The organism is Paenibacillus sp. MCAF9, assembly GCF_052114265.1.
In the GTDB taxonomy this organism is placed as follows: Bacteria; Bacillota; Bacilli; order Paenibacillales; family Paenibacillaceae; genus Pristimantibacillus.
Genome location: NZ_JBFREL010000002.1, coordinates 417,789 through 433,242, shown reverse-complemented (window position 1 = coordinate 433,242; position 15,454 = coordinate 417,789). Strand labels below are relative to the sequence as shown.

15 protein-coding genes are annotated in these 15,454 nt (G+C 44.7%); 10 read left to right on the top strand and 5 right to left on the bottom strand.

From position 1 onward, the window contains the following. The 5 genes from AB4Z45_RS04745 to AB4Z45_RS04725 all read left to right on the top strand — a co-directional run bounded on the left by AB4Z45_RS04745 (window position 1) and on the right by AB4Z45_RS04725 (window position 5,863). Window positions 1-1,785 (top strand): sensor histidine kinase, encoded by a 1,785-nt coding sequence (locus AB4Z45_RS04745; RefSeq protein WP_441908124.1) that lies wholly within the window; start codon window positions 1-3, stop codon window positions 1,783-1,785. Then, complete coding sequence (locus tag AB4Z45_RS04740) at window positions 1,760-2,551, top strand: response regulator transcription factor (RefSeq protein ID WP_441908123.1); 792 nt, start codon at window positions 1,760-1,762, stop codon at window positions 2,549-2,551. Before AB4Z45_RS04745 ends, AB4Z45_RS04740 begins: the two co-directional genes overlap by 26 nt. Before the next feature lie 106 nt (window positions 2,552-2,657). Then, window positions 2,658-3,989, top strand: coding sequence for an extracellular solute-binding protein (locus tag AB4Z45_RS04735; RefSeq protein WP_441908122.1), 1,332 nt, complete (start codon window positions 2,658-2,660; stop codon window positions 3,987-3,989). Window positions 3,990-4,083: 94 nt separating this feature from the next. After that, the gene (locus AB4Z45_RS04730; protein ID WP_076268733.1) at window positions 4,084-4,965 is read left to right on the top strand and encodes a carbohydrate ABC transporter permease; all 882 of its coding nucleotides are present in this window, start codon (window positions 4,084-4,086) and stop codon (window positions 4,963-4,965) included. Window positions 4,966-4,978: 13 nt separating this feature from the next. After that, window positions 4,979-5,863: a carbohydrate ABC transporter permease gene (locus tag AB4Z45_RS04725; protein ID WP_076268734.1), complete on the top strand. Its 885-nt coding sequence runs from the start codon at window positions 4,979-4,981 to the stop codon at window positions 5,861-5,863. Window positions 5,864-6,018: 155 nt separating this feature from the next. Here the strand turns inward: AB4Z45_RS04725 and AB4Z45_RS04720 are convergent, their stop codons facing one another. Beyond that, window positions 6,019-7,626 carry a glycoside hydrolase family 43 protein gene (locus AB4Z45_RS04720; protein WP_441908121.1) on the bottom strand — a complete coding sequence of 536 codons (1,608 nt, stop codon included), beginning with the start codon at window positions 7,624-7,626 and terminating at the stop codon, window positions 6,019-6,021. A 150-nt stretch (window positions 7,627-7,776) separates the two neighbouring features. Here AB4Z45_RS04720 and AB4Z45_RS04715 point away from each other — a divergent pair, with 150 nt between their 5' ends. The 5 genes from AB4Z45_RS04715 (at window position 7,777) to AB4Z45_RS04695 (ending at window position 10,886) form a co-directional block, all read left to right on the top strand. Continuing rightward, window positions 7,777-8,661: a helix-turn-helix domain-containing protein gene (locus tag AB4Z45_RS04715; RefSeq protein WP_441908120.1), complete on the top strand. Its 885-nt coding sequence runs from the start codon at window positions 7,777-7,779 to the stop codon at window positions 8,659-8,661. Window positions 8,662-8,742: 81 nt separating this feature from the next. Further along, on the top strand, window positions 8,743-9,174 hold the full coding sequence (locus tag AB4Z45_RS04710) for a GNAT family N-acetyltransferase (RefSeq protein WP_441908119.1): 432 nt from the start codon (window positions 8,743-8,745) through the stop codon (window positions 9,172-9,174). Window positions 9,175-9,277: 103 nt separating this feature from the next. Continuing rightward, on the top strand, window positions 9,278-9,865 hold the full coding sequence (locus AB4Z45_RS04705) for a hypothetical protein (protein ID WP_441908118.1): 588 nt from the start codon (window positions 9,278-9,280) through the stop codon (window positions 9,863-9,865). An 83-nt stretch (window positions 9,866-9,948) separates the two neighbouring features. Beyond that, a complete protein-coding gene (locus AB4Z45_RS04700) occupies window positions 9,949-10,362 on the top strand; it encodes a LysR substrate-binding domain-containing protein (protein ID WP_441908117.1) in 414 nt (137 codons plus the stop codon). A 110-nt stretch (window positions 10,363-10,472) separates the two neighbouring features. Beyond that, complete coding sequence (locus AB4Z45_RS04695) at window positions 10,473-10,886, top strand: rhodanese-like domain-containing protein (protein WP_441908116.1); 414 nt, start codon at window positions 10,473-10,475, stop codon at window positions 10,884-10,886. Window positions 10,887-10,965: 79 nt separating this feature from the next. Here the strand turns inward: AB4Z45_RS04695 and AB4Z45_RS04690 are convergent, their stop codons facing one another. Genes AB4Z45_RS04690 through AB4Z45_RS04675 form a run of 4 tightly spaced genes read right to left on the bottom strand, consistent with a single transcriptional unit; the run spans window position 10,966 to window position 15,418 of the window. Next, window positions 10,966-12,267 (bottom strand): pyrimidine-nucleoside phosphorylase, encoded by a 1,302-nt coding sequence (locus AB4Z45_RS04690; protein ID WP_339206672.1) that lies wholly within the window; start codon window positions 12,265-12,267, stop codon window positions 10,966-10,968. Between the two features lie 41 nt (window positions 12,268-12,308). Then, window positions 12,309-13,016 (bottom strand): purine-nucleoside phosphorylase, encoded by a 708-nt coding sequence (gene deoD / locus AB4Z45_RS04685; RefSeq protein ID WP_441908115.1) that lies wholly within the window; start codon window positions 13,014-13,016, stop codon window positions 12,309-12,311. A gap of 21 nt (window positions 13,017-13,037) precedes the next feature. Next, the gene (deoB, locus tag AB4Z45_RS04680) at window positions 13,038-14,219 is read right to left on the bottom strand and encodes a phosphopentomutase (protein WP_441908114.1); all 1,182 of its coding nucleotides are present in this window, start codon (window positions 14,217-14,219) and stop codon (window positions 13,038-13,040) included. 17 nt (window positions 14,220-14,236) lie between these two features. Then, window positions 14,237-15,418, bottom strand: a complete 1,182-nt coding sequence (locus AB4Z45_RS04675) for a NupC/NupG family nucleoside CNT transporter (RefSeq protein WP_441908113.1) — start codon at window positions 15,416-15,418, stop codon at window positions 14,237-14,239. Window positions 15,419-15,454 lie beyond the last annotated feature (36 nt).

The window sequence follows — 15,454 nt, the reverse complement described above, 5'->3', positions numbered from 1 at the left end:
ATGAATCGTTTCGGACAAATGAATACATTGCGTAATCAAATTTTCCTTGGCTTCATGCTCGTTATGGTTATCGTGCTGGGGGCGGTCGGCTTTTTTACGTATGATCAAGTTTCGGTTCTGCTGCGCAACAATGCGGAAAAACATATTCAACAAACGGCTGTTCAAGCGACAGGCAAGCTGGATGTGCTGCTGCGGCAGATCGATACGTTCACGATGCAGGTAGCAACAAGCGCAACGATCCAGCGGTTGATGGCACAAGAGGTGCAAGGACGAAAGATCAGCTTTGAAGAGCGTCAATCCCTTCAGCAGGAGATACGAAAGCAAGAAGCTTATGCAACGGGGATTCGCTCATTGGAGCTGTACACAACGGACTATCGGATGCTGTTCCCTCTCACGGATATAAGCTTGGACAACCGGGTATCTATGGACTGGCTTAGCCTTGTGGACAAGGGAAGAGGCAGGTTGGTCTGGTTCGGGATGGACCCTAGGTACCCCGATTCCATCATTGCGATTCGCCATGTTCGGCTTATTGACCATTCCTTCTCGCATGCAGGGTATTTGATGGTGCAAATTGATAAAAAATATTTTGAGCTCACCGAATCGAATGGAAACGCTGACAATGGTTCCAGCGAAATGATGGGTTTATTCGATGCCGAGAATCAGACGATTACCTCCGATTTTTCGAAGGAAGTAGACGTTGAGAAGATGCTTAATAAAGGAGATGAGACGGTAACGCTGGACAAAGAACGGTTCATGGCCATTGAGAAAAAATCGGAAATGACCGGCTGGAAAATTATTATTTTAACGCCGATAAAGTATGCTGCCGAAGGCATTTCGATTTTGCGTACCGTTATTATTGTTTCGATTTTAGTAGGCGGCATGTTATTTCTTATTTTAACTTTTATTTTATCAACGATGATTACTCGCCCAATATTGAATTTGATTAAAGTGATGCGCAATGCGAAGTTTGGAACCTTGAAGCCGATACCGGTTACGTCCAAAACGATGGAAATTAATGAGCTTAATAATACGTACAATCAGATGGTTGGCTCTTTGAATGAGCTCATTGATGTTGTCTATCAGAAGGAGATTGTTCAAAGCCGGACGGAGCTGAAGGCGCTGCAAGCGCAAATTAATCCGCACTTCTTGTTTAATACACTGGAAGCCTTTTATTGGGCGCTGGATGAGAAAGGCGAAGAGGAGCTGGCGGATGTTGTTATTGCAATGTCTGGTTTGTTCCGATATGTCATTTCACACGCGGATGAGGATGAATGGGTAACGATCGGTGATGAGCTTGAGCATGCGCAGCGGTATTTAAAAATAATGGATATGCGCATGATCGATAGGCTGACATGGAAGGTTGAATCAGATGAAAATTGCCGCAGTGTGCCGATTCCTAAGCTTCTTATTCAACCGCTCGTGGAAAATGCTATTCTGCATGGCGTTGAGCAGCGAATTGGGGCAGGCACCGTTGTTGTTCGGGTCGAGCCGTCTGAGCGGACGGGTTATACTCGCATCGCTGTAACGGATAATGGACCAGGCATGGATGAGGAGAAAATTCGGGCGTTATACGCAGCAATGGACAAAGGTCAGCATCAAGCTTCCTCCAAAGGAACTGGAGTTGGCATAAGCAATGTGGAACGAAGATTGCTGCTTTATTATCATTTGGAAACCAAAGGCTTGGAAATTAAGAGCGAGATCGGCAGTGGCACAACCGTCGCCTTTGAGATACCGAATGAACATGGAAGGGGAATTCCAATTGAAAACCATACTGATCGTGGATGATGAACCGAGAACGAGGGAAGGCGTACGCAAAGTACTTGAAGCATGGTCGGCTGGACAATATCGGATAGAGACCGCATCCAATGGGATAGAAGCGATGGAGTGGCTGAAGCATAACGAGGCGAATTTGCTAATCACCGATATACGCATGCCTGAAATCGGCGGGCTCGATTTAGTGGAGCGAATAAACGAGCAGCTGCTGCATCCTCCTGTCGTCATCATTATTTCGGGTCACCCTGAATTTGATTACGCGCAGAAGGCGCTGCAGTTTGGCGTGGTCGAATATCTGCTCAAGCCTTTGGATAAAACTAAACTTATTAAAGCGGTAGAGCTTGCTATGAAGAGAGAAGAAAGCAAACACCGGATTGAGCGCATGGAGAAGCTAATGGACCCGAAGCTGCTGGATATTGCGCAGGAAGAAGACAGCTACAGCCCGCAGGTGCAAGAAGCGATTCAGTATTTAAAAGACAATTTGCAGAAGCCGCTCACTATGCGCGATACAGCAGAGCATTTGCATATGAATGCAAGCTATCTCAGCGTGCTCTTTAAGGAGCAGACGGGGCTTACGTTTAGCGATTATTTGACGAGAAAAAGGGTGCAAAGAGCTAAGGAATTACTGTCTACGACAAGACTTGCGATTGCAGATATTGCTGAACAAGTCGGTTATCAAACGGCGAAATATTTTGTGAAAGTGTTTCGTTCGCTCGAAGGAACTAGCCCGGGTCAATACCGAAGAACGATCGCTCATTCCGAGGAGACAATCCAATAAAAGTAGTATTTTCCCCAATTCATGTACCCTTACGATGCTGACATCGTGTTGATAAAATGGATTTGTAAGATTCAAATCTATCACCAGCAGAAAAGGGGTTGTAAACGTGTTCAAAAAGAAATGGACGATTCTCCTATTGACTCTATGTCTTGCAGTTGTTACAGCAGGCTGCGGTCAAAATTCGAACAATGGCGGTAAAGAGGGTTCAAAGAATGGTGAAAATGGAAGCGGTTCCGAGAAAGTAACGGTTAACTTTATGCACTTATGGCCTGAGGGAGTATCGGCTGGACAAAACAAAATTGTGAATCAAATTATTTCTGAATATCAAAAAGAGAACCCTAACGTTACGATCAAACAAGAAGTGCTGGATAACGAACAATATAAAAATAAATTGAAAGTGCTTTCAGCATCAAACCAACTGCCGGATGTAGGCGTGACTTGGGCAGCGGGCTTCCTTCAACCGTATGTTGAGGGCAAGCTGTTCACACCGCTGGATGATTTGCTAAGCGGAAATCTTAATGGCAAATTCGTCAGCGGCACAACAGAGGCTTATGCTGTAGACGGTAAAACGTATGGTTTGCCGCTTGAATTCAATATTTCACCGGTATATTACAATAAAGCGCTTTTTGAGAAATACAAGCTGGAAGTGCCGCAAACCTACGAGCAATTTAAGCAAGTTGTGAAAACGCTCTCTGAAAACGGTGTCGCGCCAATCGCTCTTGGCAACAAGGATCGTTGGACTGGATCACTGTGGTACATGTACCTTGCAGATCGTTTTGCAGGACAAGAAGCATTGTCCAAAGCAATTAGCGGGTCAGGTTCTTTCAAGGATGAAAACCTAGTAAAAGCGGCTAGTGAGGTTCAATCGCTAGTAGACAGCAACGCATTCGTAAAAGGCTTTAACGGCTTGTCCAACGAAGAAGCAAAATCAGAGTTTCTGAACAGCAAAGCAGCTATGTACATGATGGGTACGTGGGAGCTTCCTAACTTCACAACAAATGAAGATATTCCTAAAGAGTTCCGCGACAGCGTTGGTTTCTTCAAGTTCCCAACGGTTGAAGGCGGCAAAGGCGATATCAACAGCTGGGTAGGCGGACCAGGCGTTGGATTGTTCGTTTCAGAAAGCTCAAACGTCAAAGCAGAAGCGAAAGCTTTCGTAGAATATTTTGTGGAAAAATGGGGAGAGCAATCCGTTACTGGAGCAGGTGTTATTCCAGCAACGAAGGTGGATACTTCCAAGCTTGAGCTGCCTCAGCTATATGTAGATCTGTTCAATGAAATGAACAAAGCTAGCAGCATTACCTTGTTTGCAGATGTACAAATGCAAGCAAATGCCGCAGAAACGCATCTCAACCAAATTCAAGCGTTATTCGGCAAAGCAGTGACTCCAGAGAAATTCTCTGAAGAGCATGATGCGGCCATTTCCAAAGGAAACTGACAGCTTCTAGAATAGGGAGCAGGGAAGCCGTTTGCCCGGCAGAGGATGCCGGGTAAACGCTTACTGCTTGAGAATGAGAAAGGAGTCGGCTAATTTGGATAAGGTCATGTCGAACAAAAGAATAATTGCGCTGTATGTGCTGCCTTCCCTGCTTCTGATATTAGCTATTGTATACATTCCAATCGTTCTGACTGGCTATTATGGATTAAACCAGTGGAATGGCATTGGAGCGATGAAATTTATTGGTTTGGATAATTATCAAGCTCTAATTAAGGATAAAATGTTTTGGAACAGCGCTGGTCACTCACTTATGTTAGCTGTTTTTTCAACACTTAGTCTCATTCTCTATTTAGTTATTGCTATGGTGTTGTCCGCCAAGCTAAAGGGCGTCAATTTTTTTCGTAAAATATATTTGATTCCGATGCTGCTGTCGTCCGTAGCGATTGCACAGCTTTGGCTGAAAATTTATCATCCAACGAATGGGATTCTGAACAGCTTTCTCGAATCCATTGGGTTTGCAAATCCTCCCGCATGGCTGGCTGAGTCTTCACTGGTATTGTTTGCTCTATTCATTCCAATTCTCTGGCAGTATGCGGGCTTTTATATTTTAATTTATTACGCTGCGCTTAAGAACATCCCAGCTTCACTTGAGGAAGCGGCGAAGATTGACGGCGCGAACGCCTTTCAAATCGCCTACAAGATCAAGCTTCCGCTGGCGATGGAGGTCATTAAAGTAACGATCGTGCTGGCGATTGTTGGATCGCTTAAATACTTTGATCTGATTTATGTCATGACAGATGGTGGGCCAAATGGCTCCAGTGAAGTGATGGCATCGTACATGTATCACCAAGCTTTCCGGGCATATGACTTTGGTTATGGCAGTGCCATTGGTTTCTTCCTGCTTATCATTTGTCTCATCGTAACCTGGATAATCCGAAAATTGACTGCTACAAAAGATACGATTCAATATTCGTAAGGAGGGAAGCTTCATGATGCCCGGAACTGCAGGACAGCTGAGGAACGGAAACAAAAGCTCCGGCGCTTGGATAGCAAGCAAACTGGGATATTCCGTACTATATATCGTGTTATCGGTCGTTGCCATATTGCAAATTTTCCCGCTCGTATGGCTGTTGTTTTTCTCGCTTAAAAACAATCAGGAAGTATTCAATCTTCCTCCGCTGTCACTGCCAATGAATCCTAGGTGGGAAAATTACGAGAAGGTATGGAGCGCTGGAAATATTGATGTTTATTTTTTCAACAGCGTATGGATTACGGTTGTTGCAACGGTGCTTACGATTGTGTTAGGCAGCCTAGTTACCTACGCGATAACAAGGCTGAAGTGGAAAGGAAGCTCTTTTGTACTCGGTCTATTCATGGTCGCGATGATGATTCCGGTTCACTCGACGCTCATTCCGTTGTTCAGCATTTTCAACAAAATACATCTCATTGATCATCCGTTGTCGCTTATTTTGTCTTATGTAGCGTTCAATATGCCGATCACGATTATGATCCTGCTTGGCTTCTATTATGCTTTGCCGCGCGAGGTAGAGGAAGCGGCGGTTATCGACGGCTGCTCCGTAAACAAAATATTTTTCCGAATCGTACTGCCGATGACAGGCTCTGTTATCGCAACGACAGGCATTATTAACATGATATATAATTGGAATGAATTTATTTTCGTTAATACATTTATAAGCTCAGATGCCTATAAGACGCTGACGGTCGGCGTGCAAAACTTTATCGGGCAGTATACGACGGACTGGGGCGCAATCGGGGCTACATTAATGATTAGTATATTGCCAATATTGATTGCATTCCTATTCTTAAGCGATCGTATCGTTGAAGGTATAGCGGCAGGTTCAGTCAAAGGCTAAAGCTGATGATGGGACGTCGTCCATTGGCAGTATCTGAATCGTACAAGAACCTCCAATCACAGCAGTGGTTATGGAGGTTCTTTCGTTTATGCAAAGGATAAAAAAAAGAAAGCTCTTAGGAACGATGCTCAGCTCCCAATAGCTTTCTTGCTTCATTAATGATTGTCGTATATAAAATAATCAAAGTCTGCGTGCAGGCTGCGTCCTGATGTATCCTGACACTGCATGCCGACGAATGCGCCTGTGAAGAAGCCGCCGCCTTGAATGTAGTCATCCGATAGCTTGTAGCATTCGAAGTTTACAGGCAGACGAGACCAGCTCTTGCCATCAAACGAATAAGAGTAGTAGTACAGTGTGTTCTCTACGTCAACACGGATATGCACATAGGCAACGTCTTCTGGAATTGCTATTTCGCTACCTTGAAGCGGCTCAGAGAACGAAAAATTATCGCATGCAACAAGCTGCAAAATTTTTCCCTTTTCCTCATTCCATGAGATTTGGCAGGATGTCCAGTTTTGCGTGTTGTAGTAGTTCACAAGCCCAGCTGATTGTTGGAAGGACGTCGGATGAAATGCGATTTTTGTTTCAGCTGTAAAGTTGAAATGCTGCCATCTCCTTGCGATAAATGACTGCGTAAATTTGGAGGTCAATGATTCTTTGCCGTATAGACGAAGATGTCCAGGGTTATCGGTCAACGAAACAATTTGATCTCCTAAAGGGATGCGCAGGCTTTGGAAATGCAGATTTAGCGTGCTGCTATCGAAATCGTCCTTAACTGGGTAATCGCGCTCCCATTGCACTTCGGGAATGTTCGGTCCTTCAATGACAAGGGAAGGCTGGTTGCCGCCAACGACATAAGGCCAATCATTGCGCCATTCGAGCCGCTGAATAGCTGTTTCTCTGCCAAGCGGGCAGTATCCACGCGGATCAAGCAGCGGCTGGCCTTCTCTGGAGAGAGGTCGTCCAACTAGATGCACTAAGAACCACTCGCCCGTATGCGTTTGAACGATGGAAGCATGGCCCGCCTTTTGCAATGGAATACGCGGTGCATGGAACGATGTGATTAACGGATTTTCCGGATGCACCTCATATGGCCCGGTAAGCTGTTTGGAGCGAGCGATGGTCGCCTGATGCTCATATTTGGTGCCGCCCTCAGCCGTAAGCAAGTAATAGTAGCCATTCATTTTATAGAGGTGAGGAGCTTCGGTCAGCTTAATATCGGTTCCTTTGAAAATAATTTCAGGTTTTCCGATTAGCTTCTGCTCACTCGCGCTGTATTCCTGCAGCAAAATACCATAGAAGTTATGATGGCCGACCCGTTGATCCCACATCATGTTTACAAAATACTTTTTGCCGTCCTCGTCATGGAACAACGATGGATCGAAGCCGGAGCTGTTCACATGAATGGGCTCGGACCATTCGCCATCAATCGTGTCGCAGGTAACCAAATAGTTGTGGCAGTCTTTCCATTGTCCTTCGGTTACTTTCACATCGGTATAGATGAGCCAAAATTTATTGTCGCTATAGGATAGTGCGGGAGCCCAAATACCGCCAGAATCAGGATTGCCCATCATGTTCAGCTGGCTGAGCCTGCTTAAAGGTCTTGCGGCAAGCCTCCAGTTTTTTAAATCCTTAGAATGGTAAATGCCAACGCCGGGAAACCATTCGAAGGTTGAAACCGCAATATAGTAGTCTTCTCCTACACGGCAAATACAGGGGTCTGGATTAAAGCCAGGTAAAATCGGATTTTGGATGGCAGTCATATCTTTTCTCCTTTTTAGGAAATGAATTGTAATCTATACTATCTATATCATAGCAATGATTTTAACCCGTTCCCATATCCATACCATGTTGATATTTACCCAAATCAATCAGTTTATTAGACTCGCAATTTCGGAAGGAGAGGGCAACGTATGCAAGCAAAACGAGAACCGGCAAGAAAGGAATTTATGCTGCCTGATATGGACTCGACCTTCCGTGTATTTGCGGCACACTGGCGTACAGTGGACCCGGATTGGAAATATCCGCTTCATAAGCATCCTCTATTTGAAGTGAATCTCGTATTATCGGGAACGCAGGAGATGAAGGTTAACGGACATGCCTACAAGCAAGGTCCAGGTGATCTTATATTGCTCAATCCGGGGGACAATCATGAAAGCTCTGTCGTTTGTAATGATGAAATGACCTATTACTGCTTGCATTTTGACGTCGATGAGAGGTCTTTCCGTGAGCTTCTTATTCGCAATAGCCATTGTTTTCACGAAGCTGGCAGTGAGCTGGCAGTAGCAATCAAGCCAGCTTTGGATAAATTAATGGCATTAACCTCCGAAGAGTCAGTCGTGCGAGTCGAGTCTCGCATGAATATTTTGTCCGCGCTATTTGAGCTGTTTGCCGGGTTGAGCGGCACATTATCTGAGCTTAATCGCGGTGCAGCTGGCGCACGGAAATCTGCTGCAGCCTCTCAAATCGCAGCCATGCTGGAGCGTACGGTTGAAAGCGCGGCTGAGAGGGGGGAGAAGGAGGATGAGGTGGAGACGATAAAATTAATTGCGGATTCGGTTGGTTACAGCATGTCATCGGTTAATCGCATGTTTACCCAAGTGTATGGCGTATCTCCACGACAATATTTGTCCTCATTGATGCTGAAAAAGGCGAAGCTGCTGCTGATGAATCCCGAAGCAACGGTAGAGTCGATATCGGCGAGGCTTGGCTACCATAATATTGCGCACTTCAGCAGGCAGTTCAAGCGCTGGACGGGGGAGTCGCCTAGCAGCTTCCGCAGCCGTTTCCATGATTAAGCAAAACGCTTCATCTTGAATGTGCAATATACTATAATTGGAAAGTGATCATTATATTATCTTATTTGGCGGTGGAAACTAGTGTCAGCTGAAATTACTTATGGAAGCAAAGAAGAAAGCGAATACGTGAAAAGAAAACTGATCGAGTATAATCATGGGCATGTCCCTGATGAGTTGAAAAACAATTATGAGGAAATAAATCTGACGATAAAGGATGACGAAGGTAAAATCCTTGGCGGACTATTAAGCGTCTTTTGCTGGAATTGGATAGAGGTCGATATTTTGTGGGTAGATCAAGCTCTTAGAGGCACAGGTCTTGGCAGCCAGCTGCTATCCCAAATAGAGAAAATAGCTAAAGAGAAGAAATGCACCTTCATTAAGCTAAACACGTTTAGTTTTCAGGCACCGGAATTTTATAAGAAAAACGGTTATAAAGAAGTGGCGGTTTTTGAAGACGCGCCCTTAGGCAGCAAACATTATTATTTTCGAAAAGATATTAGTCCGTTGACTTAAATCAGATGCGACTGCGGTTATTGCTTTGAAGTCGGCAGCAGATTAGCAACAATTATTTCCATTCCATCGTTATAGGGTATAAGAATGAATGGGAGTGATGAACATGAGAAATAAAGTACTATTACTAACACTTAGCTGCATCTGTTTGTTTATCGTAGTGAACGCTAATTTTGTCCATGCTTGCTCACCTATCCCATGGAACTTTGAAGAGGCGTATGAGTCGAAAGCTATGGTTTATGGCAAGGTGGCTGATATAAGTGAGGACGGAAGAAAAGTTACACTGGCTGTTACTTCATATGCTGGACCGGGCAAAGCGCCGCAGACGATTTATTTGCCAGAAACGATAGACAATAGAAGCAAATATCCAGCTGGAAATGCATGTCCTGATTTTTCTATGAAGTTCAAATCCGGTGAAGAATACGTCTTTTTCTTATCTGACATCCCTCCTAATCTTAAATTGCTTTCCCCAAGCTGGATAACGGCGTCTAAAGTAGAAAATGGGCAGGTCGTCGTTGGATATCCTAATGATGAAAAGGACTCATTGGAAGATCGGTTGAAGGAATTTGCAGATTCAAAGAATTACGAGATACAGTCGCCACATAGCACATCTCCAATTTGGGGAAAAAGCGATAAATTATTAGTGCCGACCATGATCGTAGTCGGCTTGCGCATCATGTTAGGACGTATTTAATGTTGTGAAATACGAATGAACAACAGCTAAATCCTAGCTACAATAGGGGGAACGATTCTCCCTATAGAAAGGGGAATAGCGCCTTGGAATTAACGTACTTAAAAACATTTCGCGAAGTAGCAAAGTGGGGGAGCTTCACACGAGCTGCTGAAACTCTGGGTTATGCGCAGTCGAGTATTACGACTCAAATTCAGAAGCTTGAAGAATCGTATGGGGCAGTTAAGGTACTCCAACATAACCATGTGAATTATACATTATCGTATGAGTTTGGCAATTTAGAAGCGATTAAGCAGTGTGTGATGTACGGTCTTGGAATTGCTTTATTGCCGCGTATTGTCGTTGCTGATGCGGTTCAGAAAGGCGAGTTGATTGCTGTTCCTTTTGCGCACCCCGATTGTAAGTTCTATACACAGCTCATCTATGCCAAGAAGAAATGGAAATCCAAGGCGTTTACGGGGTTCCTAGAGCTTGTTGGCGGGGCTAATCATCAAAATTAATGAAGTATAGTATAGATTTCTATCGATAACTCCATTGTTTAAGGCTGTGCTACATTGTATTTAAGAAATCGAACGGCTTAAATATAACAGCCCAAATGGAGGCAGCGGAAATGGAAAACGAATCTTATGTATCGCTTGTTCTGGAAACACCAGCAGCTTCACCGGAGGATACCCATCGTCATTTTATGAACAAACTGGCTGTAGAAACAGATGTATCTGATGTATGTCATGATATGAAGCGGGGCGTTAATGACTTTCTGCTCATCGATGTTCGCAGCGCAAAAGCTTATGAAGAGTGCCATGTTCCAGGTGCGATTAACCTGCCGTCCAATATGATTAATCAGGAGAGGACTTCATCCTTCTTAAAGGAACAAGTCATTGTTGTGTACTGCTGGGGGCCGGCATGCAATGGAGCTGCCAAAGGTGCCGCTCGTTTATCTGGGCTTGGCTTTAAGGTAAAGGAGATGCTTGGCGGCATGGAATATTGGCGTAAGGAAGGCAATGAGGTAGAGGGCAGCCAATAGTTGCAGGAGCCAAAGAAAAGGACTGTTGTAGCTGCCGAAGGGCAAGCTGCAACAGTCCTTTTTGATCATTTTAGAAATACTATTCTGTCACAATTCCGTAGATGAGTACGGGTGGTGTTACGCTGCTGCCGATGCGGATGTTTTCGTAAATGATGTTAAGCACATCATCAACATTCTCACGGTTGGAATGAATCGTAACGAGGGATTCACCTGTTTTAACCGCATCGCCGATTTTTTTGTTCAGCATGAGGCCTACAGCCAAATCAATTTCCGATTCCTTCGTCGCACGTCCAGCTCCAAGCAGCATCGCTGCAGTTCCGATCTCATCGGCAATTATTTCAGTGACCACGCCGTCTGCTTTGGCAGGCACTTCAATCAGATAAGGCGCTTGCGGCAATTTCTCAGGATGATCCACAACCGAAGGATCGCCGCCTTGATTAGCGATAAATGATTTGAATTTCTCGAGTGCTTTGCCGTTGCGAATAACTTCCTTCAGCATTTCCTCGGCTTCTTCTAGAGAGCTAGCTTTATTCGCAAGAAACACCATTTGGCTGCCTAGTGCAAGGCAAAGCTCTTCCAAATCTTTAGGTCCTTTTCCTTGAAGTGTATCGATTGCTTCTTTCACTTCAAGCGCGTTGCCGATTGCGAGTCCAAGCGGCTGGCTCATATCGGAGATGACGGCCATCGTCTTACGGCCAACGTTATTGCCGATGCTTACCATAGCATGTGCAAGCTCTTTGGCATCTTCAACTGTTTTCATAAATGCGCCAGCGCCTGTTTTCACATCCAGCACGATAGCATCTGAACCGGCAGCAATCTTCTTGCTCATAATCGAGCTGGCAATGAGCGGAATAGAATCAACCGTTGCTGTAACATCGCGCAAAGCGTATAGCTTCTTATCAGCTGGCGTCAAATTGCCGGATTGTCCGATAACCGCAATTTTATCCTTGTTCACGAGGTTCACAAATTCATCCTTGCCGATTTCCACATGGAATCCTGCAATGGCTTCCAGCTTGTCGATTGTACCTCCAGTGTGGCCAAGGCCGCGGCCTGACATTTTGGCAACAGGGATATCCAGTGCAGCAACAAGTGGAGCAAGTACAAGCGTAGTTGTATCGCCAACACCGCCAGTGGAGTGCTTATCTACCTTCACGCCTTCAATTGCCGACAGATCAATCGTATCACCGGAATTCACAATCGCCATCGTTAAGTCAGCACGCTCGCGCTCTGTCATATCCTTGAAGAAAATAGCCATAGCCAAGGCGCTAACCTGATAGTCAGGAATTTCATCCTTCGTATAGCCTTCAATAATAAAGTTGATTTCCTCTGTTGTAAGCTCTCCGCCGTCACGTTTTTTCTCAATTAGGTCAACCATTCTCATGTTGGTGTCTCCTCGCTGTTCATTGATTATTTAATATCAAATTATAGTGAAATTACGGTTTCAAGAGCAACTTCCATCATATCGTTAAAGGTGCTTTGACGCTCTGCCGAAGTCGTTTCTTCGCCAGTTAGAAGATGGTCGCTTACCGTTAGAATCGTTAGTGCGTTGACGCCGTATTTAGCTGCAAGAGTATAAAGTGCTGTTGTTTCCATTTCTACACCTAGAACGCCGTGATCCATCAGTCTTTGAACAATTGTTTTATCATCGCGGTAGAAAGTATCCGAGCAGAAAATATTGCCGACATGCAATTTTAGCCCTTTTTCAATACCGCGCTCATAGGCTGCCTTCAACAAGGAGAAGCTGCCGATGGGCGAGAAATCATATCCGCCAAAAACATGGCGATTCACACTGGAATCTGTACAAGCGGCTTGCGCCAAAATAACTTCACGAACATGTACGCTTTCCTGCATAGCGCCGCAAGTGCCTACACGAACTAGATTTTTAACGCCATAGTCCTTAATCAATTCATTCACATAAATACTGATGGAAGGGACGCCCATACCAGTTCCCTGCACGGATATGCGATTTCCTTTATAAGTACCTGTAAAACCTAGCATGCCCCTAACTTCGTTATAGCAGATGACATTCTCCAAATACGTATCCGCAATATATTTGGCTCTCAGCGGATCTCCTGGCAATAAAATAGTTTCTGCAATTTGGCCTTGTTCGGCTGCAATATGAACGCTCATCAACATTCTCCTCTAAAATCGTTATTTTAATTGTCCCAAGAAGCTTTTGCCATGCTCTGGCATCTTAACTCCGAAGTTTTCAGCAATGGTTGCTCCAATATCGGCAAAGGTTTCGCTTATCGGCAGAGCTTGACCAGCTTGTTGAAAACGCGGCGAGTATGCGAGTAGAGGCACATATTCACGAGTATGATCCGTACCATGATAAGTCGGGTCATTGCCGTGATCGGCTGTAATGATCAGCAAATCCTGATCCGTTAATTTGGCGAAAACCTCCGGCAAACGAGCATCATATTCTTCCAATGCTTGTCCATAGCCCTTTGGATCGCGGCGATGCCCGAATAGCGCATCAAAATCAACGAGGTTCAAGAAGCTGATTCCCGTAAACGATTCGTCAAGGGTTGCGATAAGTTGATCCATGCCGTCTGCATTGGACACTGTACGCACCGTTTTCGTAACACCTTCACCATCGTATATATCGGATATTTTACCAAGAGCGATGACATCAAATCCACCATCTTTTAGCTCATTCATAACTGTTCTATTAAATGGCTTCAATGCATAGTCATGGCGATTGGACGTTCTTTTGAAATGGCCTGGCTCACCAACAAAAGGACGTGCGATAATTCTCCCCAGCATGTAGGGATCTTCCAGTGTGATTTCTCGGCAAAATTCACAAATTTCATAAAGCTCGGACAGTGGAACAACCTCTTCATGAGCAGCAATTTGCAGCACGGAATCAGCAGAGGTGTAGACAATCAGCGCGCCCGTCTGCATATGCTCTTCACCAAGCTCGTCGATAATCTCAGTGCCGCTTGCAGGTTTGTTTCCAATGACCTTGCGACCGGTATGAGCTTCAATGCGAGCAATCAATTCCTGCGGGAATCCGTCTGCGAAGACACGAAAAGGTACTGCAATATGGAGTCCCATGATCTCCCAGTGACCCGTCATTGTATCTTTGCCATTGGATGCTTCTTGCATTTTTGTATAATAAGCAAGCGGCTGGTCTGCGACCTTCACTCCAGCAATTTCCTTAATGTTGGATAGTCCGAGCTTAGCCATATTAGGCATCTCCAGACCTCCGCATTCCCGTGCGATATGACCGAGTGTATCGACATCAACGTCCCCGAAGCTGGCTGCATCCGGCGACTCGCCAATACCTACAGAGTCCATGACAACAAGGTGAATTCTTTGAAACTTGTTCATTGGTTTTAGGCTCCTTGTTATTTAATAAACAGTCCGGCAATAATGGCAGACAAGACGCTAACTAAAGTAGCTCCGTACAACAATTTTAACCCAAATCGAGCCACGACGTTACCTTGTTTTTCATGCAGGCCTTTCACAGCACCGGCAATGATGCCGATCGATGAGAAGTTGGCGAATGAAACTAAAAATACTGAGACAATGCCGACAGCGCGCGCGGACAAATTAGGATATTTTTCTAGCTCAAGCATAGCGACAAACTCGTTGGATACCATTTTTGTAGCCATAATGCTTCCTGCGTCAACTGCGTCTTTCCATGGAACACCCATGATAAAAGCGAAGGGAGCAAAAATATAGCCTAACAGTTCTTGAAACGAGATGCCAATGATACCGCTGAAAAGTCCATTTACGAGCGCGATCATGGCGATAAAGCCGATAAGCATAGCTGCGACGATGATAGCAACCTTGAAGCCATCTAATATATATTCGCCCAACACTTCAAAGAAAGATTGTTTTTCTTCTTCTTGCACCTGCAAAATATCGTCTTCCGGCTCAACCTTATAAGGGTTAAGAATGGAAGCGATGATGAATCCGCCAAACAGATTCAGCACAAGCGCCGTTACTACATATTTTGGATCGAGTATTTGCATGTACGAGCCGACAATCGACATCGACACCGTAGACATCGCCGAAGCACACAATGTATACAACCGATGTTTAGGCAGCAGCCCGATTTGTTTTTTAACGGAAATGAAAACCTCTGATTGTCCCAAAATTGCAGAAGCTACCGCATTATAGGACTCCAATTTGCCCATGCCATTTATTTTGCTCAAGACAAGACCGATATATTTGACGATAAACGGCAGAACCTTGATGTATTGCAATATACCAATGAGCGCGGAAATAAACACGATAGGCAGCAGCACACTTAAGAAGAAAGAAAACTGTCCTTCATTCAATAAGCCGCCAAATACGAATTCAATCCCCGTATGGGCATAGCCAAGCAATTTCTCAAACATACTGGAGAAGCCTTTAATTAAGACAGCACCAGCAACCGTATTTAATAGAACGAAGGCTAAGATCACCTGCAGGACGACCATGATAATGAGTGGTTTATAGCGAATGTTCTTTTTGTTATTGCTCGCGATGTAAGAAAGCCCAAGTACAACAAGCAAACCTAATATAGCGATTAAAAATTTCATGGTTCATTCTCCTAGTTAGTTAATATTGTGCGAGTT

Coding starts and splice junctions, on each gene's coding strand:
- AB4Z45_RS04745 (WP_441908124.1), top strand. CDS start 1: ATGAATCGTTTCGGACAAATGAATACATTGCGTAATCAAATTTTCCTT.
- AB4Z45_RS04725 (WP_076268734.1), top strand. CDS start 4,979: ATGATGCCCGGAACTGCAGGACAGCTGAGGAACGGAAACAAAAGCTCC.
- AB4Z45_RS04720 (WP_441908121.1), bottom strand. CDS start 7,626: ATGACTGCCATCCAAAATCCGATTTTACCTGGCTTTAATCCAGACCCC.
- AB4Z45_RS04715 (WP_441908120.1), top strand. CDS start 7,777: ATGCAAGCAAAACGAGAACCGGCAAGAAAGGAATTTATGCTGCCTGAT.
- AB4Z45_RS04705 (WP_441908118.1), top strand. CDS start 9,278: ATGAGAAATAAAGTACTATTACTAACACTTAGCTGCATCTGTTTGTTT.
- AB4Z45_RS04695 (WP_441908116.1), top strand. CDS start 10,473: ATGGAAAACGAATCTTATGTATCGCTTGTTCTGGAAACACCAGCAGCT.
- AB4Z45_RS04690 (WP_339206672.1), bottom strand. CDS start 12,267: ATGAGAATGGTTGACCTAATTGAGAAAAAACGTGACGGCGGAGAGCTT.
- deoD (WP_441908115.1), bottom strand. CDS start 13,016: ATGAGCGTTCATATTGCAGCCGAACAAGGCCAAATTGCAGAAACTATT.
- deoB (WP_441908114.1), bottom strand. CDS start 14,219: ATGAACAAGTTTCAAAGAATTCACCTTGTTGTCATGGACTCTGTAGGT.
- AB4Z45_RS04675 (WP_441908113.1), bottom strand. CDS start 15,418: ATGAAATTTTTAATCGCTATATTAGGTTTGCTTGTTGTACTTGGGCTT.